The organism is Steroidobacter cummioxidans (genome assembly GCF_003104955.1).
The window spans coordinates 89,267-114,885 of sequence record NZ_LSRW01000028.1; the positions used below are offsets into that span (position 1 = coordinate 89,267).

Sequence of the window (25,619 nt, forward strand, 5' to 3'; positions counted from 1 at the left end):
CCGGTCCGTTTCACGCTTGGTCGAATTATTTGTTTTTAGTGACGCCCGACCGGTTCCGATCATGCCACCGGTGTGGCCGACCGTTCGGTCCTGGATCGTGTTCGCCGAACTACAGGCGGAAGTCGATGCCCTGCGCGAGCGGCAGTTCCTTGCCCCAGTTGATCGTGTTGGTCTGGCGTCGCATGTACGCTTTCCACGCGTCCGAGCCCGATTCGCGGCCGCCGCCAGTTTCCTTTTCTCCGCCGAAGGCGCCGCCGATCTCCGCACCGGAGGTGCCGAGGTTGACGTTGGCAATGCCGCAGTCGGAGCCCAGCTGTGACAGGAAATATTCCGCATGCTGCAGGTTGTCGGTGAAGATCGCCGACGACAAGCCCTGCGCGACGCCGTTCTGTATGGCAATGGCCTCATCCAGCTCGGAGTAGGGGATCAGGTAGAGGATCGGGCCGAAGGTTTCTTCCTGCACGATGGCCCAATCGTTCTGCGCCATCGCGATGGCAGGCTCGACGAAATTGCCGGGACGATCGAGACGCTTGCCGCCGCAAAGCAGCTCACCACCGGCTGCTGTTACGGCAGCGACTGCGTGCTCGAAGCGCTTGACCGAGGACTCATCGATCAGCGGGCCCATCAGCGTCTTCGGATCGAGCGGATCGCCGATGCGCACTTGCCCGTAGGCACGCACCAGCTTCTGATTTAATTCCTCGAAGCGCGATTTGTGCACGATTACGCGACGGGTCGATGTACAGCGCTGGCCTGCGGTGCCGACCGCACCGAACACGATGGCGGGAATGGCGATGTCGAGATTCGCGAACTCGTCGACGATGATGGCGTTGTTGCCGCCGAGCTCCAACAGGCTCTTGCCCATGCGCGCGGCGACTCGTTCGCCGACCTTGCGGCCGACCGCGCTGGAGCCGGTGAACGAGACCAGATCGACCCGCTTATCGTCGACGAAGCGCTCGGCGAGCCGGTTGTCGCCGTCGTTGATCAGATGAAAGATTTCCGGCAGGCCCGCAGTGGCCAGCACCTCGTTACAGATCTTCTGTACGGCGACACCACACAGCGCAGTCTTCGGTGACGGCTTCCAGACGTTGACGTTGCCGCAGATCGCCGCGATGCAGGCGTTCCAGGACCAGACTGCGACCGGGAAGTTGAATGCCGAGATGACGCCGACGACGCCGAGCGGATGCCACTGCTCGTACATGCGATGCTGTCGGCGTTCCGAATGCATCGTTCTGCCGTACATCATGCGCGACTGTCCGACTGCGAAGTCGCAGATGTCGATCATCTCCTGCACTTCGCCGTCGCCTTCGGCCTTGATCTTGCCGTTCTCCAGGCTCACCAGGCTGCCGAGTGCATCCTTGTTGTCGCGCAAGGCATGGCCGAGGCGTCGGATGACATCGCCGCGCACTGGCGCTGGAACTTTGCGCCACTCGACAAAGGCTTCCTTCGCCGCCGAAATGACGCTGTCGTACTCGGCTGGCGTGGTTGCGCGCACGCTCGCAATCGCTTCGTTGGTCGTTGGATTGATCGACTCGATGAGCGGCGCGGATTGCGTTGACGAAGCACGCGAACCGGACCAGGTGCCGGGATTCGTTGGCTCGAGGCCGAGTCGTTGCAGTATGCCATTCATTGCCGTAGCCCTTTGAGTTGAGTCAGCAACAGGCCGTTGCCGTCGTGCGATTGCTCGCCAGAGTGATAGGTACTATAGGACGGAGGAACATTCATCGCCAGCGTTCCTGCTCGGTCTCGACGATACACACGGCCATGCTGCCGGAATCTGCTTTCGGGCGGCGTTGACAATGCAGGGCCGTCGCGACCTATACTCATACAACATCATAGCAGCCGGGCCTGATCGATCTAACAACAGCTCCGCTGGGTCAAGGAAGAGCCAAGGCGCGCTCCTTCCGCCCCGACAAAAGTAGTTGTGAGCTAACGTCGCTCGCGCGCTTCAGATTGGGCCAGAGACCAGGCTGCCTGATGAAGATGGGGTGGTAAATGAATGGAGCGTGGAAAACAACAGCGCTGACTGCTCTTCTCCTGGCGTCGACTCAAGTGTCGTGCGTGACTCAGAAACGAGAAGGTGAGCAAATTGTGCCGGAGCATCTTTATGAGTTGACAGCTTCATATAGCCATGAAGAGAGAGCATTTCTTCTTGCGCTTACATCTCATGCGGACAGTGAAATTTGCGTCCCGACAATGAGGTGGGCAGATGAAAGAGGCGGTCACTACTTCTACGAAGACAGGCGAGTATATTTTCTAGATCGCGGCATTCGCTACGACATCAAAGATCTACCCTCAGGCTTTTGCACTCCTCACCAAGGTGAGGGATGTGTTTACATCCTGAGGAAGGATGACCGGCTGCACGGGAAACTGCCAATCGACGATTTTGTCGTTCCTTCAGCAATTGTTCAAAGTAGAGATTTCAATCCGCGGTTCAACTATCCCTATGATCTCCGGTTCTGCACCAACTAACGTATGCCATGGGTCTGGGAGGCCAAGGAAGTGTCGCAGGGCTCGCACGCGCAATTCTGAGATCGAAGGCTGATCCATCGTGTGGCTTCACCCACTTCCGGACAAAAGGCGACGGCTGCGAATATCTTGGGAGGCGGGCAGGAGGCGAGACCGCCCAGCCATGAGGTTGCCCGGTTCGATTGCAGTGCTGAGCCTGCTCGTTGGCGCGTGCTCGGGGCCGCCGACGACCGGGGACGGTGACGCTGGCCCGGTTGCTGAGCGGGATTACACGTTCACGGCAGTCGATGTACCGAGCGAGCGGCGATTCAAGCTGGTGTTGGAGTCGAAGAGCCGGCGACAGATATGCACCGGTGCCTCGGAGTGGCCGAACGCCGCGGGCTTCATGGAGAATGCATCGATGCGGGCGTCTGTGATCGCCGGTCAGGAAAAATTCCGGTACCAGGATTTTTCCATGGATGTGTGTCCCTGGAAGTCTTGCGGCAACCCGATGAAGCAGGGCGCGCGTCTCGAGTCGAGCTTGTTCTACAAGCACTTTGCATTGCCCGAGAGACTGTACGAAGCGCCGAAAGAGCTGGTGTTCCGCGCTCGCCCGTTCTGGTGCGACACCGGCCGATGGCTCGATGATCCAAAGCGGTGAGACGGCGATGGATGCCGGTTCCTGGCTGGTGAGCCGCGCTGATCGTCGATCGCGTCAAAGAAATTTCGCGGGCGCACGGCCGGCGGCTGCCATGAATCCTCGCCATGCAAAGTCTGCATCGGGCCGCTACGCGCTGCCATCACACTGTCGCAATGAGCGATTCAGTGCGGCGCCTGATCGGTGTGCTCGGCGGCATGGGCCCGATGGCGACCATCGACTTCATGGCCAAAGTAGTGGCGTTGACGCCGGCGAGCTGCGATCAGGAGCATCTGCCCTTGATCGTGCATCAGGTGCCGCAGATTCCTGACCGCACCCGTGCGATCATGGCCGGCAGCGACGCCCCGTTGGCGCCGATGCTTGCCGGCTTGCGAACCCTGGCGCGGGCCGGTGCGGAGTTCGCAGTGATTCCCTGTAACACTGCTCATCACTGGTACGCGCAGCTCTCACAACTGCAACAGTTGCCTCTGCTGCACATCGCGGAAGCCGTGCGGCAGGAGCTGATTTTCAGAGAGCTGCACGGCAAGCAGGTCGCGTTGATGGCGACGCGAGGTACGCACCTCGCGGGCGTTTATTCCGGTCGTTTGGGCCCGGGGTTCGAGCCGTTGTTGGGTGGCGGCCAGGACGTACAGCAGCTGGTCGATGTGTCGATCGCAGCCGTCAAGGCCGGTAAGCTGGCGCAGGCGACGCACGCCGCTGTCGAGGCGGCGGATCGCTTATTGTCCGCAGGCGCGGAAGTGTTGATCCTCGGCTGCACCGAATTGCCGGTCGCACTGGCCAATACGGCGATACAGAGTCGATGTATTGATTCGACCCTCGCGCTCGCCCGGTTGTGTGTGAAAGAAGGCATGCGTCACGATACGGAGGCGCGCCGTCTAACTCTCGAGCATTAGTATGGACATTCGCTGGCTGCAAGATTTCCTGACCATCGCCGAAACGGGCAACTTCACGCGTGCTGCCGAGATCCGTAACAGCTCGCAGGCCGCGTTCAGTCGGCGGATTCAGAGCCTGGAACAGTGGCTGGGTGTACCGCTGATCGATCGCAGTACTTTTCCCACCAAGCTGACGGCCGAAGGCGAGCGGTTCCGCGAGCGCGCCGCAGAGATCGTGTTGCAAGTGGCGGATGCCAAGGTGTCGCTCACCGGTGCAGTCGTCGGGCGGCGGCAGCAGGTGCGCATCGCGCTTCCGCATGCTCTCGCAACCGGTCGGTTGGCTTCCTGGTGGGCAGAGTGGTCGGGTCTGCCGCGGGGTCGAGGCATGGACGATGTGACGTGCACAGCGCTGCCGGGAAACGTTCACGACACGGTCACCGCGCTGGTCTCGGGCAATGCGGACCTGCTCATTTGTTTCCACACGGCACAGCAACCGATTCATCTGTCCGCCCAATACGAGCGCGTCGTCATCGGCTCGGAGAATCTGCGTCCCTACGTGGCGGCGAGTCTGGCCGCGAATCTGCAGAAACATTTTCCGGGCACGCAGCGGGCGCCATTGTCGCTATTGATGTATTCCTCCGGTGCCTATCTGGGACGCATGGTGGAGCTCATCATCGAATCGGCGCGGCCGCGACTGATCGGTCGCTGTGTGTTCGAGGCAGACATGGCGGATGTGCTGCGCAATCTTGCTGTGGCAGGGCGCGGTGTCGCCTGGCTGCCGGACTGTTCGGCGCAAGGTGCACCGCCGGGAGCTCTGGTGCCGCTGGAAGGCTGGAGCCAGAGCATGTCGGTGGTCGCCTATCGGGATCGACAAGCTCGGAATGCGCAAGTAGAGCGGTTGTGGCGCGCATTGCGTGGTATGGCGCCAGTCCAGGCGCGAACGCGGAAGCGTGGCGCGTAACGACAAGCACGAGTGGAATGGAGGTCGCGACGTATTGCCGCGACCCCCGCAGCTTCATCGATGCTGGTTCAACGGGCCGCAGCCAGCGCCTGATCGAGATCTTCGAGGATGTCCTCGATGTCTTCGATACCGACTGACAGCCGGATGGCCTCCGGCGTGACGCCCACCTTGCGCTGTTCGTCCTCGCTCAGCTGCCGATGCGTGGTGGATGCCGGATGGCACGCCAGCGATTTGGCGTCGCCGATGTTCACGAGGCGCTTGAACAGCTTGAGCGCATCGTAGAATTTGACGCCTGCTTCGAAGCCGCCCTGCACGCCGAAGGTAAGAATACCCGCGGCGCGACCTTTCATATATTTCTGTGCCAGGGCGTGATGCGGATGATCCTTCAAGCCCGCATACCGTACCCATTGAATGGCTTTGTGAGATTGCAAGTGCTCGGCGACGCGCTGCGCGTTCTCGCAATGCCGTTGCATGCGCAGCGGCAGCGTCTCCATTCCTTGCAGTAGCTGAAAGGCATTGAACGGCGACAATGCGGAACCGGTGTTTCGCAACGGCACGGTTCGCGCACGGCCAATATAAGCAGCTGGCCCGAGCGCATCGACGTACACGACGCCGTGATAAGACGCTTCCGGCTCGTTGAACATCGGATAGCGCTCTTTATGGGTGGCCCAGGGGAACTTGCCGGAGTCCACGATCAAGCCGCCCAGGGTCGTGCCATGGCCGCCAATGTACTTGGTGGCCGAATGCACGACGATGTCCGCGCCGTGGTCGAATGCTTTGAGCAGCACGGGTGTCGCGACGGTGTTGTCGACGATGGTGGCGACACCGTGGCTGTGAGCCATGGCGGTCACGGCCGCTACGTCGACGATGTTGCCTGCGGGGTTGCCGATGGACTCGAAGAACACCGCCCGTGTTTTCTTGTCGATCAGCTTTTCCAGATCGCTGGCGGAGTCGCTCGCGGCGAAGCGCACTTCAATGCCGAGCTTCGGCAGCATGTGAGCGAACAGCGTGTACGTGCCACCATAGAGCTGCGGCGTGGTCACGATGTTGTCGCCGGCTTCCGCCAGATTGACGATCGCGTAGTGAATCGCGGCGCTGCCCGCGGAAACCGCCAGGGCGCCCACGCCACCCTCCAGCAGCGCGATGCGCTTTTCGAGCACATCGCACGTCGGGTTCATGATTCGGGTGTAGATGTTGCCCGGGACTGCCAGATTGAACAGATCCGCGCCATGCTGGGCATTGTCGAACTCAAAAGCGACGTTCTGGTAGATGGGCACGGCGACGGCGTGCGTGGTCGGTTCGGTTTCGTAGCCGCCGTGGATGGCGATCGTCTGGTCTTTCATGGCTTCGCTCGCGGGAAAAAAGGCTCACATTAACAGACTTTAACTCGTTGCCAACCTGGCCTGCATGGACGCCGAGGTAGTGTCGAGGCCATGCGTACTGGCCTCATTTTTTTGCTGGCTGGGCTCGGTGCTTGCAGTGTGGGGCGCGAGTATCAGCGCCCGGACGTAGCCACACCGTCCGCGTGGCGTGACACCGGCACGCAGGAGCCCGCCGCATGGCCTTCCTCCGATTGGTGGACCGGCTTCAATTCGCCCCGACTCAACGAGTTGATCGCGCAAGCCAATAGGGCGAACGATGACATCGGCGCGGCCATCGCGCGAGTTGAGCAGGCAGACGCGCAGGTTCGCATCGCCGGGGCGCCGTTGCTGCCTTCCGTCGATGCCGGCGCCACTGCGACCCGCGAACGCCAGCAGATCTCGAACCTGGGGCCCACGACGCGCTGGCAGTTCGGCCCGCAAGTGAACGCGAGTTACGAAGTCGACTTCTGGGGCAAGAATCGCGCGACCAGCAATGCGGCGAAAGCTGCCGCAGCCGCAAGCCGTTACGACCGGGCGACGGTCGAGCTCACGGTCATGAGCAGCGTTGCCAGCACGTACTTCCAGGTTCTGAGTTTGCGAGAACGACTGGACGTCGCACAGGACAATCTCGCGACCGCGCAGAAAATTCTCAAAGGGCTGCAGCTGGAGCAACAGATAGGAACGGTGACTGCGCTCGACGTCGCCCAACAGGACACGACAGTTGCCACGCTCAGCGCCGCGATCCCGCCGCTCGCGCAGCAGCTGCGACAGTCGATCAATGCGTTGGCCATTCTCGTGGGAGAACCGCCGGAAAACGTGGATGTCACGAGCGGTGTACTGGGCGATCTTTCGCAGCCGCGGGTAACGCCGGGGCTGCCTTCTGAGCTCCTCGCTCGACGCCCCGATGTGGCCGAAGCGGAGGCGCAACTCGTGGCCGCGAATGCCGACATTACTGCCGCTCGTGCCGCCCTGTTTCCCAGCATCGAATTGACGGCGAGTGGCGGCTTCGTCAGCGCGGCGTTGTCCACGGTGCTGAATCCGGTCAATCGGGTCTATGCACTGACCGCGGCGTTGACTCAACCCATCTTCGAAGGCGGCGCGCTGCGAGGCCAGGTGCAGTTGAACGAGGCGCGTTACACCGAGTTGCTGGCCGACTATCACAAAGTCGTGATCTCAGCTTTCGGCAACGTCGAGGACCAACTCACGGCGGTTCAGCAGACCACCGATCAGGAGCAACGTCAGCAAGACGCGGTCACGAAGGCGCGTCGTGCGTATGACTTCGCGCAATCGCAGATGCGGGCCGGCACGGTGAACATTTTGACCGTGCTCAACACGGAGGGGGCCCTGTTCACCGCGCAGGATGCGCTCGTGCAGGCCAAGCTCTCTCATATGCAAGCGGTAGTCGGGCTCTTCAACGCGCTCGGCGGTGGTTGGCAGCGAGCGTAGGCAATCCTCATGAGCGAGCGTCGTTGGTTCGGAATGAGCACGACTCGTTGGGTGATGCTAAGCGCGGGCGTGGTCGTCCTCGCGCTGCTGGCTTGGCGCTGGCTCTCGCAATCGCATGGGACAACCGCTGCCGGCGCGAATGACCCGAAGGCGTCGCAAATCGTTCCTGTAGAAGTGATGCCGGCAACACGCGCGGACGTGCCGGTGTATCTCGAAGGTCTGGGCACGGTGCAGGCGTTCTACACCGTGACGATCACCCCGCGCGTGGATGGAACGTTGCAGAAGGTGGGTTTCGTGGAAGGGCAGACCGTCAAGCAGGGAGAGCTGCTGGCGCAGATCGATCCTCGTCCTTATCAGGCGGCGCTGGATCAGGCCACTGCGACCAAGCTCAAGGATGCGGCTCAGCGGGTGAGCGCACAGCATGATCTGGAGCGATACCTGGAGCTTGCTCCGAACGATCTCGCCAGCAAGCAGACGGTCGATGACCAGCGCGCAGTGGTGGCGCAGCTCGATGCACAGCTCAAGGTCGATCAGGCGGCGATCGACAACGCGCGCACCCAGCTCGATTACACGAATATCACATCGCCGATCGAGGGACGCACCGGTATTCGTCTGGTCGATCCCGGCAACAACGTGCATGCGACCGACACTGGCGGCATTGTCGTGGTTACGCAGGTGCAGCCGATTGCCGTGATATTCACGCTGCCGGAGGAGTCACTGCCGGCAATGAGCACCGCGCTCGCAGCCGGGCCGGTGACTGTGGAAGCCAGGTCTCGTGACGAGAAAACACTGCTCGACCACGGCGTTGTGTCGCTCATCGACAATCAGATCGATCAGTCCACTGGCACGATTCGGGTGAAGGCGACTTTCGCCAATGCCAGCAACACGCTGTGGCCCGGAGAATTCGTCAATGCGAAGGTACTCACGCGCACCGAAAAGAATGCGCTGACGATACCCTCCAGTGCAGTACTGCGGGGCGCCGGTGGCATGTTCACCTACGTTCTGAAGCCGGACTCCACGGTGGAAGCGCGGCCGCTGCAGATCGCAGGGGAGAACGATCAGCGCAGTGTCGTGGCGAGCGGCCTGCAGCCAGGCGAGCGCGTCGTGGTCAGCAATCAGTATCGATTGCGGGCCGGCGCGCGGGTCAAGGTGACCCCGAGTCGTGCGTCATGAATATTTCTGCTCCGTTCATCCGCCGGCCGATCGCAACCTCGCTGTTGATGATGGGCATCTTCCTCACGGGCCTGGCGGTCTACCCGTTGCTGCCCGTGGCGCCGCTGCCGCAGGTGGACTTCCCGACGATCATGGTGACCGCGCAATTGCCCGGCGCCAGTCCCGAGACAATGGCGTCAGCAGTGGCGACGCCGCTGGAATATCAGTTCGCCGAAATCTCCGACGTGTCGCAAATGACCTCGAGCAGCGTGCTGGGGATGACGCAGATCACGATCCAGTTCGATCTGGCCCGTAACATCGACGCGGCGGCCCAGGACGTGCAGACGGCAATCGATGCGGCCGGCGGACAATTGCCGAAGAACCTGCCGTCGCCGCCCACGTACCGCAAGGTCAATCCTGCCGATGCCGCTGTGCTGGTGCTCGCAGTTCATTCCGATACGTTGCCGCTCACTGAGGTGGACGACTATGCCGAAAACGTGATCTCGCAGCGGATCTCGCAAATTCCCGGCGTCGCTCAGGTGAACATCGGCGGACAGCAGAAACCGGCAGTACGCGTGCAGGTCGATCCGGCGAAGATTGCCGCGCTGGGGCTGCAGCTCGAAGATGTGGCAGGCGTCATTTCCACAGCGACCACCGAGTCGCCGAAAGGAGCGATCAATGGCGTCGCCCACAGTTTCGCCATCTACGATAACGATCAATTGCTCAAGGCCGCTCCCTGGAACGACGTGGTGGTGGCCTACCACAACGGCGCGCCAGTGCGGATTCGCGATATCGGCGTCGCAGTCGACGGTCCGGAAAACAATCAGCTCACCGCCTGGGAGAACAACGAGCCCGGGATTCTGCTGCTGATCTACAAGCAACCCGGCGCCAACATCATCGATGTAGTGTCGCAGATCCAAACCCAGTTGCCGCAGATGTTGCTGGCCGTGCCGCCGGCGCTCAAGGTGGACAAGGTGATCGATCGGACGACGACGATCAAGGCGTCGGTGCACGACGTGGAGTACACGCTGCTGCTGACTTTCGCGCTGGTGGTCGTGGTGATCTTTCTGTTTCTCCGCAACGGCCTGGCCACGCTCATTCCCGCCGTCACCGTGCCGCTGGCGCTGCTGGGCACGGCAGCTGCGATGTACGTCCTCAACTTCAGCCTGGACAATCTCTCGCTGATGGCGCTGGCGATCGCCGTGGGCTTCGTGGTCGACGACGCCATCGTGATGCTGGAGAACATCTATCGTCACATCGAGAGCGGGCTGTCGCCGTTCGAGGCCGCGTTGAAAGGCGCGGGAGAGATCGGATTTACGATCCTGTCGATCAGCCTGTCGCTGGTCGCCGTGTTCATTCCGTTGTTGCTGATGGGCGGTATCGTCGGCCGTCTGTTCCGGGAGTTTGCCCTCACGGTCACGATGACCATCCTGGTTTCGGCCTTCGTGTCGTTGACACTGTCGCCGACGATGTGCGCGCTGTTTCTGCGCGACGAAAAGCATGTAAGACACGGGCGCCTGTACACGATTGTCGAGCGCGGTTTCGACAGAATGCTGGCGCTATATACGCGTGGGCTCGACTTTGTCCTGGGGCATCAGCGCAGCACGCTGTTGGTCTTCCTCGGCACCGTGGCGCTGGTGATTGGTTTGTTCGTCGTGGAGCCCAAGGGATTCTTCCCCCAACAGGACACCGGCATCATTTTCGGCATCTCGGATGCGGCCCAAGACGTTTCTTTCAGCCGCATGGTGCAACTACTGCATCAGCTGACGGATGTGGTGGCGGCTGATCCGGACGTCGCGAGCTGGGGCGCGGCGGTCGGCGGCAGCCGCCCGCTCAACAATGCATTCACAGTCATTGGCCTGAAGCCGCGCGGTGAACGCTCGGCAAGCGCTGACGAGATCATCCGCCGCCTCCGCGCCAAAATGGAGAGTGTGCCGGGCGCCACGCTGTATCTGCAGTCCGTGCAGGACGTGAACCTCGGCGGGCGATTGTCTCGCACGCAATATCAGTACACGTTGCAGGATGCTGACTCCGATGAGCTGAATCAGTGGGCGCCGAAATTGCTGGACGCGTTAAAGAAGCTGCCGCAACTGCGCGATGTCGCCTCCGATCAGCAGACCGATAGCTCGATGCTGTCATTGACGATCGATCGGGATCAGGCGGCGCGCTTCGGCATTCAGCCCGGAGCGATCGACCAGACGCTCTACGATGCGTTCGGTCAGCGCCAGGTCACGCAGTACTTCACGCAGCTCAACAGCTATCACGTCATTCTCGAAGTCACGCCGGAGCTGCAGAGCCAGCCGGATACGCTCAATAAGCTCTACGTGAAATCGCCGCTCACGGGCCAGCAGATCCCGCTGTCGACGTTCGCCCGGTTCGATACCGGTCATGTGTCGGCGCTGTCCATCAACCACCAGGGACAGTTTCCGGCGGTCACGCTGTCTTTCAACCTGGCGCCCGGCGTCGCGCTCGGCCAGGCGGTGGATGCGATCAACCAGGCGATGGCAGATAACCAGAAGCCGGCGGCGCTGGAGGGCACGTTTCAAGGCACGGCGCAGGCGTTCCAGTCATCGCTCAAGACCGAGCCTTATCTGATCCTCGCCGCGCTGGTCGTCGTCTACATCATTCTCGGAATGCTCTATGAGAGTTACATCCATCCGCTGACCATCCTGTCCACGCTGCCTTCCGCCGGCGTCGGGGCGCTGTTGATGCTGATGGTGTTCCATTTCGATCTGTCCGTGGTCGCGCTCATCGGCATCATTCTGTTGATCGGCATCGTCAAGAAGAACGGCATCATGATGGTGGACTTCGCGATTCAGGCGGAGCGCGAACAACACCTGTCGCCGGAGCAGTCGATCCGCCAGGCCTGCCTGCTGCGGTTCCGGCCGATCATGATGACCACTATGGCGGCTCTGCTGGGAGCGTTGCCGCTGATGCTGGGCCACGGCACCGGCTCGGAACTGCGTCAGCCGCTGGGCTACACGATGGTCGGCGGTTTGTTGCTCAGCCAGGCGCTGACCTTGTTCACGACACCGGTCATTTACCTGTATCTGGATCGCCTCAATCTGCGCCTTGGACGACGCCGCAAAGCGGCGCACGTGCCGGCCGCAGCAGCAGATTCACCTGCGGGCTAGGAGTGTTACGCATGCACCACGATGCAAAGAACGGCGGCGGCGAGCATCTTGGGTGCGGCATCCATATCAGTGGTGTGTCATGAAGGTTCTGCTGGTAGAAGACAACGAGCGGGTCACGCGCTTCGTCGTGAAAGGACTGCAGGAAGCCGGCCACACTGCGGACCACGCCGACAACGGCCGCGATGGATTGTTTCTCGCGGCCAGCGAGTCTTATGACGTCATCATCATGGATCGAATGCTGCCGGGTCAGATCGACGGTCTCGCGATCATCAAGGCGCTGCGGCAATCCGGTAACAGCACGCCGATTCTCATCTTGAGCGCGCTGTCGGATGTCGACGAACGGATTGCAGGCTTGCGCAGTGGCGGTGACGACTATCTCACCAAGCCGTTTGCTTTCGGCGAATTGCTGGCTCGTCTCGATGCTTTGGTGCGCCGTTCACAGAGCAGCCACGCGGACACGATCCTCGAAGTCGGCGATCTGCGCATGGATTTGCTCTCGCGCAAGGTGACACGCGGTGCCCGGGCAATCGTGCTGCAGCCGCGGGAGTTCAAGCTGCTGGAGTTTCTCATGCGGCACGCGGATCAGGTGGTGACGCGAACCATGCTGCTCGAAGGCGTCTGGGACTATCACTTCGACCCGCAGACCAACGTTGTGGACGTCCACGTGAGCAAGCTGCGCCAGAAGATCGATGGCGCCTCCGAGAAACCGCTGCTGCGCACGGTGCGCAGCGCGGGCTACATGATTACGGCGCATGCGTAGAAGCGTTCAACTCTCGCCTGTGGCCTTGGCATTCGGGTATGTCGCTTTTGGCATCGTTGCGCTCATCTTGTTCGCCGCGCCGCTGTGGTATGCGTGGCGAGTGACGATCGAAGATGGCCGTGCGGAGTTCCTCAGGGAGGATGCACAGAGACTGGCCGAGGTCTTCCACCGCGAGGGCCCCGAAGGTCTCGTTGCATTCATCCACGAGCGTATGGCGCTGCAGATTGCCTATGAAAGAATTCTGTTGATGACGGACGCATCGTTGCGACCGCTGGCGGGAAATCTGCCCGCCTGGCCGGCAGGCACGCCAGCGCGGGCGGGAACTTTCACGGCCACTGTGAATCTGGGTGGCGTGCCGACGCGCTCAGTCCTGTTGGACACCGAGCTGCCTGGCGGCTACCACTTGCTGGTAGGGCGCGACACGGCGAGGCTCGAACCGCTGCAGAGGAATTTCTGGTATGGCCTCGCAGTGGCGGTTTCCATTCTGACGATCGTGGGCATCGTCGGCGGCGTCCTGATTCAGCAAGCGCTGCTGTTTCGTGTCGAAAGCATCCGGCACACGATCTCCGCCATCATGCAGGGGGATCTGAGCCATCGCTTGCCGACGCGGCAGCGCGGCGATGAGCTGGATACGTTCTCACAAACGCTCAACGGCATGCTCGATCAGATCGAACAGCTGGTGAATGGCATCCGCAATGTTTCCAACTCCATAGCGCACGACCTGCGCACGCCGCTGGCAGAGCTGCGTTCGCGGCTGGAGGAGTTGTCGCTCAACCGACCGGACTCGAACACGACGTTCGCGGAGATCGAGCTCGCCGTTGCCGACGTCGATCGTGTCATCGGCATGTTCAACGCGCTGCTGCGGCTGGCCGAGATCGACACAGGCATGCGTCGCTCCGGTTTCGTGCAGGTCGACGTCGCGCGAGTTGCCGCGGAAGTCGTGGAGTTCTATCTGCCGGCCGCTGAGCTGAAAGGCGTCAGTCTGACAGCACGAGACCGGGGGCCAGTGCGGATCTCCGGCGATCCGCTGCTGCTGGCGCAGGCCATCAGCAACCTGATCGACAACGCGGTGAAGTACGTTCCCGAGCATGCCGCGATCAGCGTCGAGGTGCAGCGGCGGACGGGGGAGTCGGCGCAGATCGTCGTCTCAGACGATGGCCCGGGCATCGGCGATGCAGAGAAGTCCAAGCTGGCGCAACGCTTCTATCGCGGTGACGCCAGCAGAGGTACGCCGGGCGTAGGGCTGGGGCTCAGCCTGGTCGAGGCTGTTGCCCGGCTGCATGGCGGGACTCTGGAGTTCTCGGACAATCATCCGGGGCTGCGGGTGACGATGACGATCGGGCTGCTGCCAATCGTCACATCGTCACAATCGTGATCTGGCAGTAGCCGCTCAGCTTCGGCATGCCATCGTCGACGTAAACTTTCGCCTGCATCCCACTCACCCGAGTCGCCAGTGCCGCGGCGAGGAGTTGTGGGCTGGTCTTCGAATTGAACCAGCCCCAGTCCGCCAGGCAATCGACCTCTCCCCAGCTGCCAGTCAGCTTCAGCCAGACCACATCTTCGCGGCCGACCCTTTCGTGACTTTCGATCTGGACCTCGTCGATGAGCCCGGTCTTATAGATCAAGGTTGCTTGAGATATCCCGGGCAAGGCCCCGGCGAGCGCACTGAAGAGCCAAATCAACGCTCGTCCGTTCAACCTGCGTGCGCGATTCATACAAATCATCCTGATTCGTTGGTTTGGCATCGATTGGCGCTAGAAAATGACGCGGCAGCGGAAAGCTGTCAACGGCCACACGAACGAATCAGGGATTTGATGAACTCGGGAATTCCGAAATATCAGCTTTCGTATGTGCCGTTACGTTGCGCGGCCATCAGCAGCATCAGAGGCCGATCCATCTCCTCAACCAGCTCGGGACACTGAGCAACCTGCTCGCGGGTGGGGGCGAACTCTTCGAGGTGTCGCAGCACGAAGCCGGTATCGATGAGCGTATTCACCGTCGTCCCGAGCGTGCGATGAAACTTGAGTACACCGCTGGCAATCCAATCCGTGTGGCGCTCGCCTTCGCTGGCGTAGTGGTCGACCGGCCAGGTTCTGTGGCCCTGCTCGTGAGTCATCCAGCCCGGCTGCTTTGCCGCCATATAGATCGGATGCTCGATGCTGAACACGAAATGACCACCCGGAACGAGCGCACGATGCACCGTACGAACCAGCCGGGCGAAGTCCTCGATGTAATGGAAGGCCAACGAGCTGTAGGCCAGTTCGAATGACATCTCCGGCAGATCGAACGCGTCGAGATCTGCCATCCGATATTCGATCGCCTGATCCTGTGTGGTGGCTCTCGCGCGGCCGATCATGTTGTCGGATATATCCAGCCCGAGCACCGATGCAGCCCCGTGCTCTCGCGCCCAGCGGGCGAACCAGCCGAAGCCGCAGCCCAGATCCACGATCCGCTTGCCTGTCAGGTCGGGAAGCATGGCGCGCAGCGCTGGCCATTCCGGAGCCGCGGCGAGTCCATGCACCTGGCGCGGCAGCTGGCTATAGCCTGCAAAGAATGTCGCATCGTCGTAAATGTTCTGTGCCATACGCGGAGCCCGGCTATCAGGAATTCAAGTGACGATCATATGCGATCCTGCTGTTCTGATCGTCATTGCGCGTCGGGAGCAGGGGCGCGAACCTGGCGCTGGAGATTGCTCCTCCCATCTTGTGACACCGCAGGCCAGTCTTGTTGCCAGGCTTGCGACGGGCGCTCAGTGCCGTACTTGATACGAACCGGCATCGTGGCCAGTCGAGCAAACAGGCGCGCCTCTGCTCGAATCGGCCACCAGTCGTAGAGAAAGATTTCGATCGGTCGCCACATCGCGACCCACCCGCCGATCAACAGGCTTTCTCGCACGACGGAGAGGACGCCACCGCGCGGCTGCAGCGTATCGAGCAGCTGACTCGCTGCGATCGCCACCGCCAGAAAGGCGAGCCCGATGACCAGACTGATTCGCCCGCGATGAAACAGACCACGCAATCGCTGCCGGGCCGCGATCGTCCTGCCACCGAAATACTCGTGGACTGCATCACGAAGCATCGCAGCCTCGTCGGGACGCCCCGGGGAACGATCGAGATGGACCTGCAGTGCCAGCGCGCTGTCGCGCGGCAGCTCTTTGCTCCACGCAACGATGAAGTCTTCTGCGTTCGGATCCAGATCGCGGCTGCGAAACGGCGCCGGGTCCATCTCATTGAACAATTGTCGCAGTTCGGCCACGCGTACCTCGATGACGCGTGTCGCGGAGTCGATGGTATCGCCGGCTGTCATCATCTTGCCGCGCCCTGAAGCTCAGGCGCTGGATTGTAGAGCCAAAGCATCGCGGCTGTACCGCTGATCCCTCTGGAACAATTCCGCCGTCAACGTTCGCAGCCAGCGGCTCCGCGGGTCGTGATGAAACTTGCGATGCCAGAATTGCCGCAGTGGAATTCGCGGCGAGGGGAAGGGCAGGCCCACCATGCGAACGTGCGGCGAGGCGCCCGAGAAATAGTAAGCGAGCGGCTCGGGCACGGTGACCATGAGATCGGACTGCGCAACGATCACCGGGGCGCTGCCGAAGTGGGGCGTCGTCAGTACGACGCGGCGCTGAATGCGCTTACGTTTCAAGTAGCCTTCGATGACCTCTTGGCTGCGGCTCTCGGCACGAACCACCGCGTGTTCCAGCTGCAGGAACTGCTTCAAGCTGAGTTTCTTCGCGGTCAGCGGATGGTCGGCACGTAGCAGACCGACGAAGCCATCCAGGAACAGCACCTGCTGAAAGAAATTGTTTTTCTTCAGGTCGGGAAAATACCCCATGGCCAGATCGACGGTCCCGGCTTCCAGCCCGTCGGCAATCTGTGCCGCCGGCAGGCTGACGGCGTTGATGCTTGCCTGCGGCGCGAGCCGACGCAGGTCCTTGAGCAGCTTCGGCAGAAATACGATCTCTCCCACATCGGACATGGCCAGTGAGATGGGCCCGGCCAGGGTCGCGGGATCGAAGACCGGCGAGGCGATGATATCGGTGCCGATGCGTCTGAGAATGGCGCGAGCCGAGTCGACGATGTCCCGGCCTCGTGGCGTGGGCTGCATGGTATTGCCGATGCGCACGAACAAGGGGTCGTCGAAGAAACTCCGCAGCTTGCCCAGCGAGGCGCTCACGGCGGGCTGGCTGCGATGCAGTTTCAGAGCCGCGTCGCTGACGCTGCGGCAGTCGTCGAGTGCCACCAGCACGTACAGCAGGTTCAGGTCCAGCTCGCTCATATAGATGTATTACCCATGCGGACTGCGTGCTCTATTCATTTCATAAATAGAGACAATATTCCAGATCGTGTTGCCGGATGAGGCCCGGGACGGGAGCATGGTCCGGGTTGGGGGCGACCTCGAAGCAAAGTTGCGCATGCAGCGTTACATCCTCAGGCTTTCCTGTCCGGACCGCAGAGGCATCGTCGCTGCCGTCGCCGGCTTTCTGTTCGAACATCGCTGCAACATCGTGGAGAGCGCGCAGTTCGGCGACCAGGCGCAGCGTTTTTTCATGAGGGTTTGTTTCGATAGCGAGCCGGGCCAGCCGGTCGAGGCCCTGCAAGCGGCGTTTGCGCCCATCGGCGAGCAGTTTGCCATGCAGTGGGACTGCTACGACCTCACCCGGAAACAGCGGGTCGTGCTGCTGGTTTCCAGGTTCGGTCACTGCCTCAATGACTTGTTGTATCGCTATCGCACCGGTGCGCTCGCCGTCGAGATCCCGGCGATCGTCTCCAACCATCGCGATTTCTATCGGCTCTGCGCCGCCAACGACATTCCGTTTCATTACCTGCCGGTGAGTCCGGAGAACAAGCCGCGGCAGGAGCAACAGCTGCTGGAGATCGTGGGCGAAGCGCGGGCCGATCTGGTCGTGCTGGCCCGGTACATGCAGATTCTGTCGCCGGCCTTGTGCCAAAGGCTCGAGGGACGCGCCATCAACATCCATCACTCGTTCCTGCCGAGCTTTCAGGGGGCGAGGCCGTATCAGCAGGCGCACGATCGCGGCGTCAAGCTGATCGGCGCCACGGCGCACTATGTTACCGAGGATTTAGACGAGGGACCGATCATCGAGCAGGACGTAGCTCGCGTCGATCACGCCATGAGCGCGGAGGATTGCGCCGCTGTGGGGCGCGACGTCGAGTGTGCGGTGCTGGCGCGTGCGGTGAAATGGCATGTCGAGCACCGCATCTTGTTGAACGGCAAACGCACCGTCGTCTTTCGCTGAGCCCAGGCCGACCATGACACAACCCAAGGTCGAGAGCATGCCGCCGTCCGTCGTCGATCCGGCCAGCATTGCCAGGATGGCGCGAGAGTGTTCCATCGAGATGAACGTCCAGGACGCACGGCACCTGCATCGGGCGCGCGCGCTGTTACCGCCGGGAAAAAAGGTCTATGTAAGTCATCTGCCGAAGCAAACCTGGCAGCAGACGCTCGCTACCTGTCGTGACGTGAGAGAGGCGGGATTCGATCCGGTGCCGCACGTGCCGGTACGCTTGCTGGACAGCGAGCGCACACTCGATGAGTTCCTGCACGAAGCGACCCGCCGAGCCGAGGTGGCAGAGATACTGCTGATCTCCGGCGATTATCCGCACGCGAGCGGACCCTATTCGACGGTCGCCGAAGTGTTGCGAGCCGGCAAGCTGAGCGAACACGGTTTACGCCGGATTTCGCTGGCCGGTCATCCCGAAGGACATCCGCAAGTGTCACTCGTCGAAATCCGTCGCGCGGAGCGTGAGAAGGCGGAGCTGGCGCAAGCGGCAGGATTGCAGGTCACATTGCTCACGCAGTTCTTTTTCTTTCGAAGCACCGCCATTTCTCGAGTGGGCCGCGGGCTTACGCGCCGACGGTGTTAACGCGAAGCTCGTCGCAGGCTTGGCTGGCCCGGCCGGTATCGCGACGCTGCTCCGCTATGCCGTGCGCTGTGGCGTCGGTCCATCGATTCGCGCGCTGGGCGCGAGGCCGACCGCGCTCGTGAAACTTATCGACGATCACGGGCCGGAGAAGCTCATGCGAACGCTGGCCGGCGTGTCGCGGCCCGATCTGTATGACGGAGTCCATTTTTTCACTTTCGGCGGATTGCTCCGAACGTGCGAATGGCTGCAGCGCGTGGGCGCCGGCGATTTCACGCTCGATCGGCACGGCGGCTTCCGCGTCGGCTAGGGATCTATCAGCAAAGTTTATCGCTTGGCCGCGGTTCGGTATTGGCGCGCGGGTCTGCCGCCTCCCAATAATCTGCCGCCGGATCGAATACAAAGAGTCGGATAGAGCGGGGGATGGAGTGGACACAAGGCTGGGTCCATACGCAGGAGTGGCTGAGCGGCGCACCGACGGCTGTTGGTCGCTGCGCTCTGTCGATCCGTTGCGTTCCTATCCCCGCCGCTTTACTGAATATCTCACGCGCTGGGCCAGGGAGCGGCCCGATGCCGTCTGGCTCGCCCAGCGCGATGCCCATGGCGAATGGTGCAAGCTCTGCTATGCGGCTGCGTTCGAACAGATCCAGAGAATCGGCGCAGGTTTGCTGCAACGGGGCCTCAGTGCCGAGCGGCCGCTGGTCATTCTGTCTGGCAACAGTATCGAGCATGCACTGCTCACGTTCGCCGCCATGCATATCGGCGTGCCGGCCGCGCCGCTATCGCCGGCATATTCGCTCGTCGATCCCGAGGCACGTCGGGTTCTGCACGCGGTCTCGCTGCTGACACCGGGACTGGTGTATGCCGAGAATGCCGATGTCTTCGACAAGGCGGTATCTCTGGCTGTTCCGGCGCAGACGGAAGTCGTTGCTCTCAACGGCCACTTCTCCTCGCGAAGTCACACACCGTTCGCCAGTCTGCTGGGCGAGGCGAGTGTCGACGTCGAGCGCGCTCACGAAGCGGTGACTGGCGACACGATCGCCAAGTTCATGTTCACCTCCGGCTCCACGCGCATGCCGAAGGCGGTCATCAACACGCATCGCATGCTTTCATGCAACCAGAAGATGTATGCGCAGTGCTATCCGTTTCTCGAAGAGGAGCCGCCGGTGCTGGTGGATTGGCTGCCCTGGCATCACACGGCCGGCGGCAACGCCAATATGGGAACGGTGTTGATGCATGGAGGCACGCTATACATCGATGCGGGCAAGCCGACCGCGGCGGGCATGGCGCAAACGGTGGCGAATCTGCGCGAGGTGGCCTCCAGCGTCTACTACACCGTGCCGAAAGGTTTGGAGATGCTGGTCGAAGCAATGCGCAGCGATGAGCAGCTGCGTGCGCGTTTCTTCAGCCGCATGAAATTGATATTTCCCGCCGGTGCCGGCCTGCCGAAGCCGGTGCAGGACGCGATCGACCAGATGTCCATGCAGGTGCGCGGGCGCAAGACTCCGATGACCATGGGATTGGGCATGACGGAGACGGCTCCGTTCGCTATCTCAGCGCATCTGCCGACCTGGCAGCCGGGGGTGATCGGACTGCCGGCGCCGGGCGTCGAAGTGAAGCTTGCCCCTGTGGCGGACAAGCTCGAAGTGCGCTATCGCGGGCCGAGCATCACACCCGGCTATTGGCGGCAGCCCGAGATCAGCCGCGAGGCCTTCGATGACGAAGGATTCTTTTGCAGCGGCGATGCCGCGGTGTTCCTGGATCCGGCACAGCCCGAGCTCGGCCTGCGTTTCGACGGCCGTATCGCCGAGGATTTCAAACTCTCCAGCGGCACCTGGGTCAATGTCGGTGCGATGCGTTCGGCGGTGCTGACAGCGGGCTCGCCGTTCATCCACGACGTCGTGTTCGTCGGCCAGGATCGCGACGAGCTGGGCATGTTGGTGTTTCTTAGTGCAGCGGCCACACGGCTCTCCGATGCCGGTGTGCAGACATGGTTGAGCGATCTGCTCAAGGCGCTGGCGCATCAAGCGGGAGGTGGCTCGCAGCGAGTCGCTCGTGCGCTCGTTCTAGAGCAGCCGCCCTCGATTGCCGCCGGCGAAATCACAGACAAAGGCACGATCAATCAGCGCGCCGTGATTGGGGCTCGGCAAGCGATGGTGGAGCGGTTGTATTCATCGGCTCGCGAGCCCGGCGTGGTGGTGCTGTCATGACCACGCTGGTGCTGATCCCGGGATTGCTCTGCGACGAGTTCGTGTGGTCGGAACAAAGGCGCGCTCTGTCGAGCCACGCGCGCACCTGGGTGCCCGATCATGGCTCGATCGATTCACTCACCGACATGGCCCAAGCCATCCTGCGCGATGCACCGGCCGAGCGATTCGCACTGGCGGGACATTCGATGGGCGGAAGAGTGGCGCTCGAAGTGATGCGGCTCGCGCCTCAGCGAGTCGAGCGTCTCGCGCTGCTCGACTCCGGCTGGCAGCCGCGCCAGCCGGGCGTCCGAGGAGAGGAGGAACAAACATCTCGGCTGGCGCTGCTCGAGGATGCTCGTCGCAACGGCATGCACTCGATGGGCCGACGGTGGGCGTTGGGGATGCTGCATCCGAAGCGACTCGACTCGCCGCTGTTCGAAGCCGTCGTCGACATGGTCGAGCGCAAGACGCCGGAGATATTTGCTGCGCAGATCCGAGCGCTGCTCGCGAGACCCAATGCGATGGAGCAGTTGCTCGCCATCCAGTGTCCGACGCTCGTGGCCTGCGGGCGTCAGGACAGCTGGAGTCCGTTATCGCAACACTTGCAGATGGCCGTGATCGTGCGCGGCGCGCGTCTGCGCATCATCGAGGAAAGCGGTCACATGAGTACGCTGGAACAACCGGAGGCCGTCACGGCCGCGTTGGCGGAATGGTTGAGCGGTAAGGAAGATATTGCGCAGGGGCAGCGACCCATCGCACTTCTAGAACGTCAGCTTGCCGAGTCCGCGTGTCGCGACGTGGTTTGTCGGGCTGCGCTCAAACTCGATGCCAACGATCTCGACGGCTTCGCCGCGTTCTTTACGAGCGATGCAGTCGTCGTACGACCGGGCAAAGAGCCTCTGAAAGGTATAGATGCGTTGCTCGAGTCCTATCGATCGCGACCCACTTCCCATGTAACTCGACACTTGGTTGCCGGAAGCGTCGTCGATTTGCGCGCGCCCGACGAAGCACATGCCATCAGCAACGTGTTGGTGTGGACGGGTCATGCCGACCGGCAGGTCGTCGGCGAATTCGAAGACACGTTGCGATTGTGCTCGGACGGACTGTGGCGCATCGCGCATCGTCAGGCACGCTTTCTCCTGCATGTCGAAAGCGGTGGGTGAGGGCATGACGTCATCCGATCCCAGTGCGCAACTGCGTCGCGAGCCCATGAGCTCGTTTCAAATCGCAGCGGTCGCGATCTGTGTCGCGCTCAACGCGCTCGATGGCTTCGACATCCTCGCAATCACTTTCGCCGGGCCGGGTATCACGCGCGAGTGGGGCTTGGGGCCGGGCGGGCTCGGCATCGTCATTTCGACCGGCTTGGTTGGCATGTCGGTGGGATCGCTGCTGCTGGCGCCGCTTGCCGATTCCCTCGGCCGACGTCCCATCATCCTGCTGTGCCTGATTCTGATGACCGTGGGCATGCTGCTGTCCGCGACCGCTAGCGATGTGATCATGCTGTCGATCTGGCGCATCGTCACCGGGCTGGGCATCGGCGGCATGCTGGCTTCCATCAATGCAATGGTCGCCGAATATTCGAACGACGCTCGCCGGGACTTCTGCGTCAGTCTCATGACCATCGGCTATCCCCTCGGTGGCGTGCTGGGCGGCATGGCTGCCGCCTGGTTGCTGCGCGAGTTCGACTGGCGCTCGGTCTTCCTCTTTGGCGGCGTGGTGTCGACGCTGATCCTCGTCGTGGTGTGGCGGCGCCTGCCAGAGTCAATTGAGTTCCTGATGTTCAAACGTTCACCGGACGCATTGAATCGCGTGAATTGGATCCTGCGCCGCATGGGTCGAGCAAACATTACGGAGATGCCAGCCCGAACGCGGCAGCCGCGCATGAACGTTTGGGCCGCGTTCGATAAGGAACTCGCCGCGCAGACGGCGCTGATCTGCGCGGCGTACTTCCTCTACATGATGACGTGCTACTACGTCCTCGGCTGGATTCCTTCCATCGTCACGGCATTGGGCTTTACTGCGAGTGTCGGCGCCGAAGTGTCTGTCTGGACCAATCTGGGCGGGATCATCGGTGGCGCGCTGCTCGGGTATCTCGCCCGACACATCAATCTCAAACCATTGGCGAGCGGCGCGATGCTCCTGACCGCGCTCTCGCTGGCCGTATTCGGTCGCACGCAACCCGATCTGTTTGCTCTCAAGGCGGTCGCGTTCGCGCTCGGCTGGTTTCTCTATTCGTCGGCAGTCGGGTTTTACGCAACTTTCGTTCGCGTGTTCCCGACGCACCTGCGCGCCACGGGCACGGGCCTGGCCATCGGGCTGGGTCGCTTCGGCGGCATGCTCGGTCCGGTGCTCGGCGGTTGGCTGATGGCGGCAGGAACGAGCCGCCCCAGCGTCGCCGCGATCATGGCGCTAGGTGCGGTGCTGTCCGCGATGTCCATCTGGTTACTGCGAGGATCGATGCTGGCCGCGCCGCCGCGGCTGGCGCTGAGCCGCTAAAGAGGTCGGATAAATCAGGGTCGATACGACAGGGGGCTGCCGTGTATTCATCAAGACGAGTTGCGACGATGGCCGTGGCATTGACGTTGACGCTGCCGTTGACAGCGCGCGCTGCCGAGCTGGAAGAAGTAATCGTGACGGCGCAAAAACGCGAACAATCGTTGCAAGACGTGAGCCTGGCGGTCACGGCGGTGTCCGCCGACGATCTGTTCCGTAGCAACATCTCGAAGCTCGAGGATCTGCAGCATCGCGTGCCGGGTGTCACATTCGGCAATGACTTCGCGTTTGCAAAGCTGTTCATCCGCGGCGTCGGTTTGAATAGCTCGTTTGCCGGCATCGATCCCTCAGTGGCGCTGCACGTCGATGGCGCGGTGGTCGCACAAGCGGCCGCGCAATTCGCCTCGCTGTTCGACCTGGAGCGGGTCGAAGCGCTGCGTGGTCCGCAGGGCACACTGTATGGCCGCAATGCCACTGGCGGTTCCATCAACTTGGTGACGGCGAAGCCCACGCAGAACTTCGGCGGCTATACCAATCTCTCGATCGGCGGCAGCGACTTGAGCTACGGCCTGGACTCTGCGATCAGCGGGCCGCTGACCGACAACCTGCTCGGCCGCGTCGCGGTCCACTACCAACATCGCGACGGCTTCGGCAAGCACACTGGCAGTGGCAAGGACATCGACGACCTCAACGTGATCGGCACGCGCGGCCACCTGCAGTTCAAGTTCAGTGGGGACGTGGATCTGTTGCTCAGTGGCGAGTATTCCAAGGAAGACGATCACAGCAAGTCGGTGCACTTCATCGGGCCAATGTTTCCTGATCCGCCGCTGCCCAGCCTGCGGGCGACCGGCTTGCCGAATGTGTCGCCGAACTCGCGCAACGCCGGCGGCGATTTCCGCCCGACTTTCGAAAGCGAAACTTGGGCGGCCACCGCGACGCTGACTGTGCGCGCGAGCGATGCGGTGTCGTTCAAATCTCTGACCAACTATCGCGAGTTCGACGATCGGCTGACGCAGGATTTCGATGTTTCGGACACGGTCAACGGCAACTTCCCGCCGGCGCCCACGTCGACGACGCAGTTACAGGCAATCGGCGATGAGCAGTTCTCTCAAGAACTGCAGTTCATCTACGAAGGCGACAGGTTGCATGGTATCGCCGCCGCTTATTACCTGACTGAGTCCATCGACAGTCTGGTGTTGCTGGGGCGGGATCCGGTGCGACAGCCCGCACGCTCACGCGTGATCGTGCCCGCCACGCTCGATGTGGACGCTTGGGCGTTGTTCACCAACTTCACTTACGATCTGACCAAGATGTTCTCTATCAAAGCGGGCGCGCGCTACAGCTCCGAGAAGCGCACGATGGAGAATCATTTTGCAGTGGCCAGCCCGGTGGACCCGGCCGCCGTCTTCGATCCGGTGCGGCGGGCGTCGCGAGACTATTCGGATTTCTCTCCGGAGTTCGGCGTCGAGCTGCGGCCGGTGGACTCGGTCATGCTGTACGCCACGTATTCGGAAGGTTTCAAGAGCGGCACGGCCAACCTGGGCGAGCGCGTGCCCAATCTGGTGAATCCCGAGACCATCGAGAACATCGAAGCCGGCTTGAAGAGCCGGCTGTTGAAGGACACGCTGATGCTCAACATCGCGGCGTTCAAGTACAAGGTCGAGGACGCGCAGTACGATCGCACTTACGCCATCACCGCGCCGCCGTTCTATGCCGCGCGGCTCGAGAACGCAGCAACCACCGACGGCAAAGGGGTCGAGCTGGAAACCAGCTGGCTCGCCACCGACCGCTTCAAGATGTCGTTTGCCGGCACCTATTATCACATCCGCTTCGACAAGTTCCTGTCGCAGAACCCGATCAACCCGGCGCTCTTCGGGCCGGGCGGATCGAGCCTGCCGCCTGAAGACCTGACGGGGAACCGTCCTCGTAACACACCGGATTGGACTGCCGAGCTGTCGGCGACGTACCAGTGGCCGCTGACCAGCGGCGCATCGCTGGCATTGACCGGCGTTGTGTCGAGCCGGGACAAGCAGTACTACACCGAGTTCAATGACGATGTGACCGGCCAGGACGGCTTTACGCTGTATGACGCCAACCTGCTGTACACCGGCGTCGGCGGCAAGTTCACATTGAATTTCTGGGGTAAGAACCTATCGGACGAGATGATCGTGTCCGGCATCTATGTGACATCCACCGCGCGCACGATCACCGGCACCTATTTGCCGCCACGGACGTACGGCGTGACCGCCGGTTATAAGTTTTGAGG

General features: G+C 61.9%; 21 protein-coding genes. 15 read left to right on the forward strand and 6 right to left on the reverse strand.

The window, feature by feature from the left end:
- Positions 1-109 precede the first annotated feature (109 nt).
- Positions 110-1,627 carry an L-piperidine-6-carboxylate dehydrogenase gene (gene amaB, locus D0550_RS15735; protein ID WP_116810139.1) on the reverse strand — a complete coding sequence of 506 codons (1,518 nt, stop codon included), beginning with the start codon at positions 1,625-1,627 and terminating at the stop codon, positions 110-112.
- 1,002 nt (positions 1,628-2,629) lie between these two features.
- Here amaB and D0550_RS15740 point away from each other — a divergent pair.
- From D0550_RS15740 to D0550_RS15750, 3 genes are all read left to right on the forward strand, one after another.
- Positions 2,630-3,106, forward strand: a complete 477-nt coding sequence (locus tag D0550_RS15740) for a hypothetical protein (protein WP_153067195.1) — start codon at positions 2,630-2,632, stop codon at positions 3,104-3,106.
- A 152-nt stretch (positions 3,107-3,258) separates the two neighbouring features.
- Positions 3,259-3,996 (forward strand): cysteate racemase, encoded by a 738-nt coding sequence (gene cuyB / locus D0550_RS15745; protein ID WP_116810141.1) that lies wholly within the window; start codon positions 3,259-3,261, stop codon positions 3,994-3,996.
- A gap of 1 nt (position 3,997) precedes the next feature.
- Positions 3,998-4,936, forward strand: a complete 939-nt coding sequence (locus D0550_RS15750) for a LysR family transcriptional regulator (protein ID WP_116810142.1) — start codon at positions 3,998-4,000, stop codon at positions 4,934-4,936.
- 68 nt (positions 4,937-5,004) lie between these two features.
- Here the strand turns inward: D0550_RS15750 and D0550_RS15755 are convergent, their stop codons facing one another.
- On the reverse strand, positions 5,005-6,279 hold the full coding sequence (locus D0550_RS15755) for an O-acetylhomoserine aminocarboxypropyltransferase/cysteine synthase family protein (protein WP_116810143.1): 1,275 nt from the start codon (positions 6,277-6,279) through the stop codon (positions 5,005-5,007).
- Between the two features lie 90 nt (positions 6,280-6,369).
- Here D0550_RS15755 and D0550_RS15760 point away from each other — a divergent pair, with 90 nt between their 5' ends.
- The 5 genes from D0550_RS15760 (at position 6,370) to D0550_RS15780 (ending at position 14,164) form a co-directional block, all read left to right on the forward strand.
- Positions 6,370-7,743, forward strand: a complete 1,374-nt coding sequence (locus tag D0550_RS15760) for an efflux transporter outer membrane subunit (protein WP_116810144.1) — start codon at positions 6,370-6,372, stop codon at positions 7,741-7,743.
- Positions 7,744-7,752: 9 nt separating this feature from the next.
- The gene (locus D0550_RS15765; RefSeq protein ID WP_206606320.1) at positions 7,753-8,916 is read left to right on the forward strand and encodes an efflux RND transporter periplasmic adaptor subunit; all 1,164 of its coding nucleotides are present in this window, start codon (positions 7,753-7,755) and stop codon (positions 8,914-8,916) included.
- Positions 8,913-12,029 carry a multidrug efflux RND transporter permease subunit gene (locus D0550_RS15770; protein ID WP_116810145.1) on the forward strand — a complete coding sequence of 1,039 codons (3,117 nt, stop codon included), beginning with the start codon at positions 8,913-8,915 and terminating at the stop codon, positions 12,027-12,029. Before D0550_RS15765 ends, D0550_RS15770 begins: the two co-directional genes overlap by 4 nt.
- A gap of 79 nt (positions 12,030-12,108) precedes the next feature.
- Complete coding sequence (locus D0550_RS15775) at positions 12,109-12,789, forward strand: response regulator transcription factor (RefSeq protein ID WP_116810146.1); 681 nt, start codon at positions 12,109-12,111, stop codon at positions 12,787-12,789.
- The gene (locus tag D0550_RS15780; RefSeq protein WP_116810147.1) at positions 12,782-14,164 is read left to right on the forward strand and encodes a sensor histidine kinase; all 1,383 of its coding nucleotides are present in this window, start codon (positions 12,782-12,784) and stop codon (positions 14,162-14,164) included. The genes D0550_RS15775 and D0550_RS15780 overlap by 8 nt, the downstream gene beginning before the upstream one ends.
- Here D0550_RS15780 and D0550_RS15785 read toward each other — a convergent pair.
- The 4 genes from D0550_RS15785 to D0550_RS15800 form a co-directional block, all read right to left on the reverse strand.
- Positions 14,145-14,504, reverse strand: coding sequence for a hypothetical protein (locus D0550_RS15785; RefSeq protein ID WP_116810148.1), 360 nt, complete (start codon positions 14,502-14,504; stop codon positions 14,145-14,147). The genes D0550_RS15780 and D0550_RS15785 overlap by 20 nt on opposite strands.
- Before the next feature lie 122 nt (positions 14,505-14,626).
- Positions 14,627-15,373 (reverse strand): class I SAM-dependent methyltransferase, encoded by a 747-nt coding sequence (locus D0550_RS15790; RefSeq protein WP_116810149.1) that lies wholly within the window; start codon positions 15,371-15,373, stop codon positions 14,627-14,629.
- 62 nt (positions 15,374-15,435) lie between these two features.
- A complete protein-coding gene (locus D0550_RS15795) occupies positions 15,436-16,098 on the reverse strand; it encodes a hypothetical protein (protein WP_116810150.1) in 663 nt (220 codons plus the stop codon).
- An 18-nt stretch (positions 16,099-16,116) separates the two neighbouring features.
- Positions 16,117-17,064, reverse strand: a complete 948-nt coding sequence (locus D0550_RS15800) for a LysR family transcriptional regulator (protein WP_116810151.1) — start codon at positions 17,062-17,064, stop codon at positions 16,117-16,119.
- A 136-nt stretch (positions 17,065-17,200) separates the two neighbouring features.
- Between D0550_RS15800 and purU the strand changes: the two genes are divergently transcribed.
- The 7 genes from purU to D0550_RS15830 all read left to right on the forward strand — a co-directional run bounded on the left by purU (position 17,201) and on the right by D0550_RS15830 (position 25,617).
- On the forward strand, positions 17,201-18,046 hold the full coding sequence (gene purU, locus D0550_RS15805; RefSeq protein ID WP_116810200.1) for a formyltetrahydrofolate deformylase: 846 nt from the start codon (positions 17,201-17,203) through the stop codon (positions 18,044-18,046).
- 13 nt (positions 18,047-18,059) lie between these two features.
- The gene (locus tag D0550_RS15810) at positions 18,060-18,674 is read left to right on the forward strand and encodes a methylenetetrahydrofolate reductase (protein WP_116810152.1); all 615 of its coding nucleotides are present in this window, start codon (positions 18,060-18,062) and stop codon (positions 18,672-18,674) included.
- A 19-nt stretch (positions 18,675-18,693) separates the two neighbouring features.
- Positions 18,694-18,981 (forward strand): hypothetical protein, encoded by a 288-nt coding sequence (locus D0550_RS35185; RefSeq protein ID WP_162604298.1) that lies wholly within the window; start codon positions 18,694-18,696, stop codon positions 18,979-18,981.
- 118 nt (positions 18,982-19,099) lie between these two features.
- Positions 19,100-20,881 carry a feruloyl-CoA synthase gene (locus D0550_RS15815; protein ID WP_206606321.1) on the forward strand — a complete coding sequence of 594 codons (1,782 nt, stop codon included), beginning with the start codon at positions 19,100-19,102 and terminating at the stop codon, positions 20,879-20,881.
- Positions 20,878-22,023 (forward strand): alpha/beta fold hydrolase, encoded by a 1,146-nt coding sequence (locus D0550_RS35325; RefSeq protein ID WP_161965853.1) that lies wholly within the window; start codon positions 20,878-20,880, stop codon positions 22,021-22,023. Before D0550_RS15815 ends, D0550_RS35325 begins: the two co-directional genes overlap by 4 nt.
- A 4-nt stretch (positions 22,024-22,027) precedes the next feature.
- Positions 22,028-23,356 carry an MFS transporter gene (locus tag D0550_RS15825; protein ID WP_161965854.1) on the forward strand — a complete coding sequence of 443 codons (1,329 nt, stop codon included), beginning with the start codon at positions 22,028-22,030 and terminating at the stop codon, positions 23,354-23,356.
- 68 nt (positions 23,357-23,424) lie between these two features.
- On the forward strand, positions 23,425-25,617 hold the full coding sequence (locus tag D0550_RS15830; protein WP_116810155.1) for a TonB-dependent receptor: 2,193 nt from the start codon (positions 23,425-23,427) through the stop codon (positions 25,615-25,617).
- Positions 25,618-25,619 lie beyond the last annotated feature (2 nt).

Coding starts and splice junctions, on each gene's coding strand:
- D0550_RS15760 (WP_116810144.1), top strand. CDS start 6,370: ATGCGTACTGGCCTCATTTTTTTGCTGGCTGGGCTCGGTGCTTGCAGT.
- D0550_RS15780 (WP_116810147.1), top strand. CDS start 12,782: ATGCGTAGAAGCGTTCAACTCTCGCCTGTGGCCTTGGCATTCGGGTAT.
- D0550_RS15785 (WP_116810148.1), bottom strand. CDS start 14,504: ATGAATCGCGCACGCAGGTTGAACGGACGAGCGTTGATTTGGCTCTTC.
- amaB (WP_116810139.1), bottom strand. CDS start 1,627: ATGAATGGCATACTGCAACGACTCGGCCTCGAGCCAACGAATCCCGGC.
- D0550_RS15775 (WP_116810146.1), top strand. CDS start 12,109: ATGAAGGTTCTGCTGGTAGAAGACAACGAGCGGGTCACGCGCTTCGTC.
- D0550_RS15800 (WP_116810151.1), bottom strand. CDS start 17,064: ATGAGCGAGCTGGACCTGAACCTGCTGTACGTGCTGGTGGCACTCGAC.
- D0550_RS15790 (WP_116810149.1), bottom strand. CDS start 15,373: ATGGCACAGAACATTTACGACGATGCGACATTCTTTGCAGGCTATAGC.
- D0550_RS35325 (WP_161965853.1), top strand. CDS start 20,878: ATGACCACGCTGGTGCTGATCCCGGGATTGCTCTGCGACGAGTTCGTG.
- D0550_RS15825 (WP_161965854.1), top strand. CDS start 22,028: ATGACGTCATCCGATCCCAGTGCGCAACTGCGTCGCGAGCCCATGAGC.
- purU (WP_116810200.1), top strand. CDS start 17,201: ATGCAGCGTTACATCCTCAGGCTTTCCTGTCCGGACCGCAGAGGCATC.
- D0550_RS15810 (WP_116810152.1), top strand. CDS start 18,060: ATGACACAACCCAAGGTCGAGAGCATGCCGCCGTCCGTCGTCGATCCG.
- D0550_RS15830 (WP_116810155.1), top strand. CDS start 23,425: ATGGCCGTGGCATTGACGTTGACGCTGCCGTTGACAGCGCGCGCTGCC.
- cuyB (WP_116810141.1), top strand. CDS start 3,259: ATGAGCGATTCAGTGCGGCGCCTGATCGGTGTGCTCGGCGGCATGGGC.
- D0550_RS15795 (WP_116810150.1), bottom strand. CDS start 16,098: ATGATGACAGCCGGCGATACCATCGACTCCGCGACACGCGTCATCGAG.
- D0550_RS15765 (WP_206606320.1), top strand. CDS start 7,753: ATGAGCGAGCGTCGTTGGTTCGGAATGAGCACGACTCGTTGGGTGATG.
- D0550_RS15740 (WP_153067195.1), top strand. CDS start 2,630: ATGAGGTTGCCCGGTTCGATTGCAGTGCTGAGCCTGCTCGTTGGCGCG.
- D0550_RS15755 (WP_116810143.1), bottom strand. CDS start 6,279: ATGAAAGACCAGACGATCGCCATCCACGGCGGCTACGAAACCGAACCG.
- D0550_RS15750 (WP_116810142.1), top strand. CDS start 3,998: ATGGACATTCGCTGGCTGCAAGATTTCCTGACCATCGCCGAAACGGGC.
- D0550_RS15770 (WP_116810145.1), top strand. CDS start 8,913: ATGAATATTTCTGCTCCGTTCATCCGCCGGCCGATCGCAACCTCGCTG.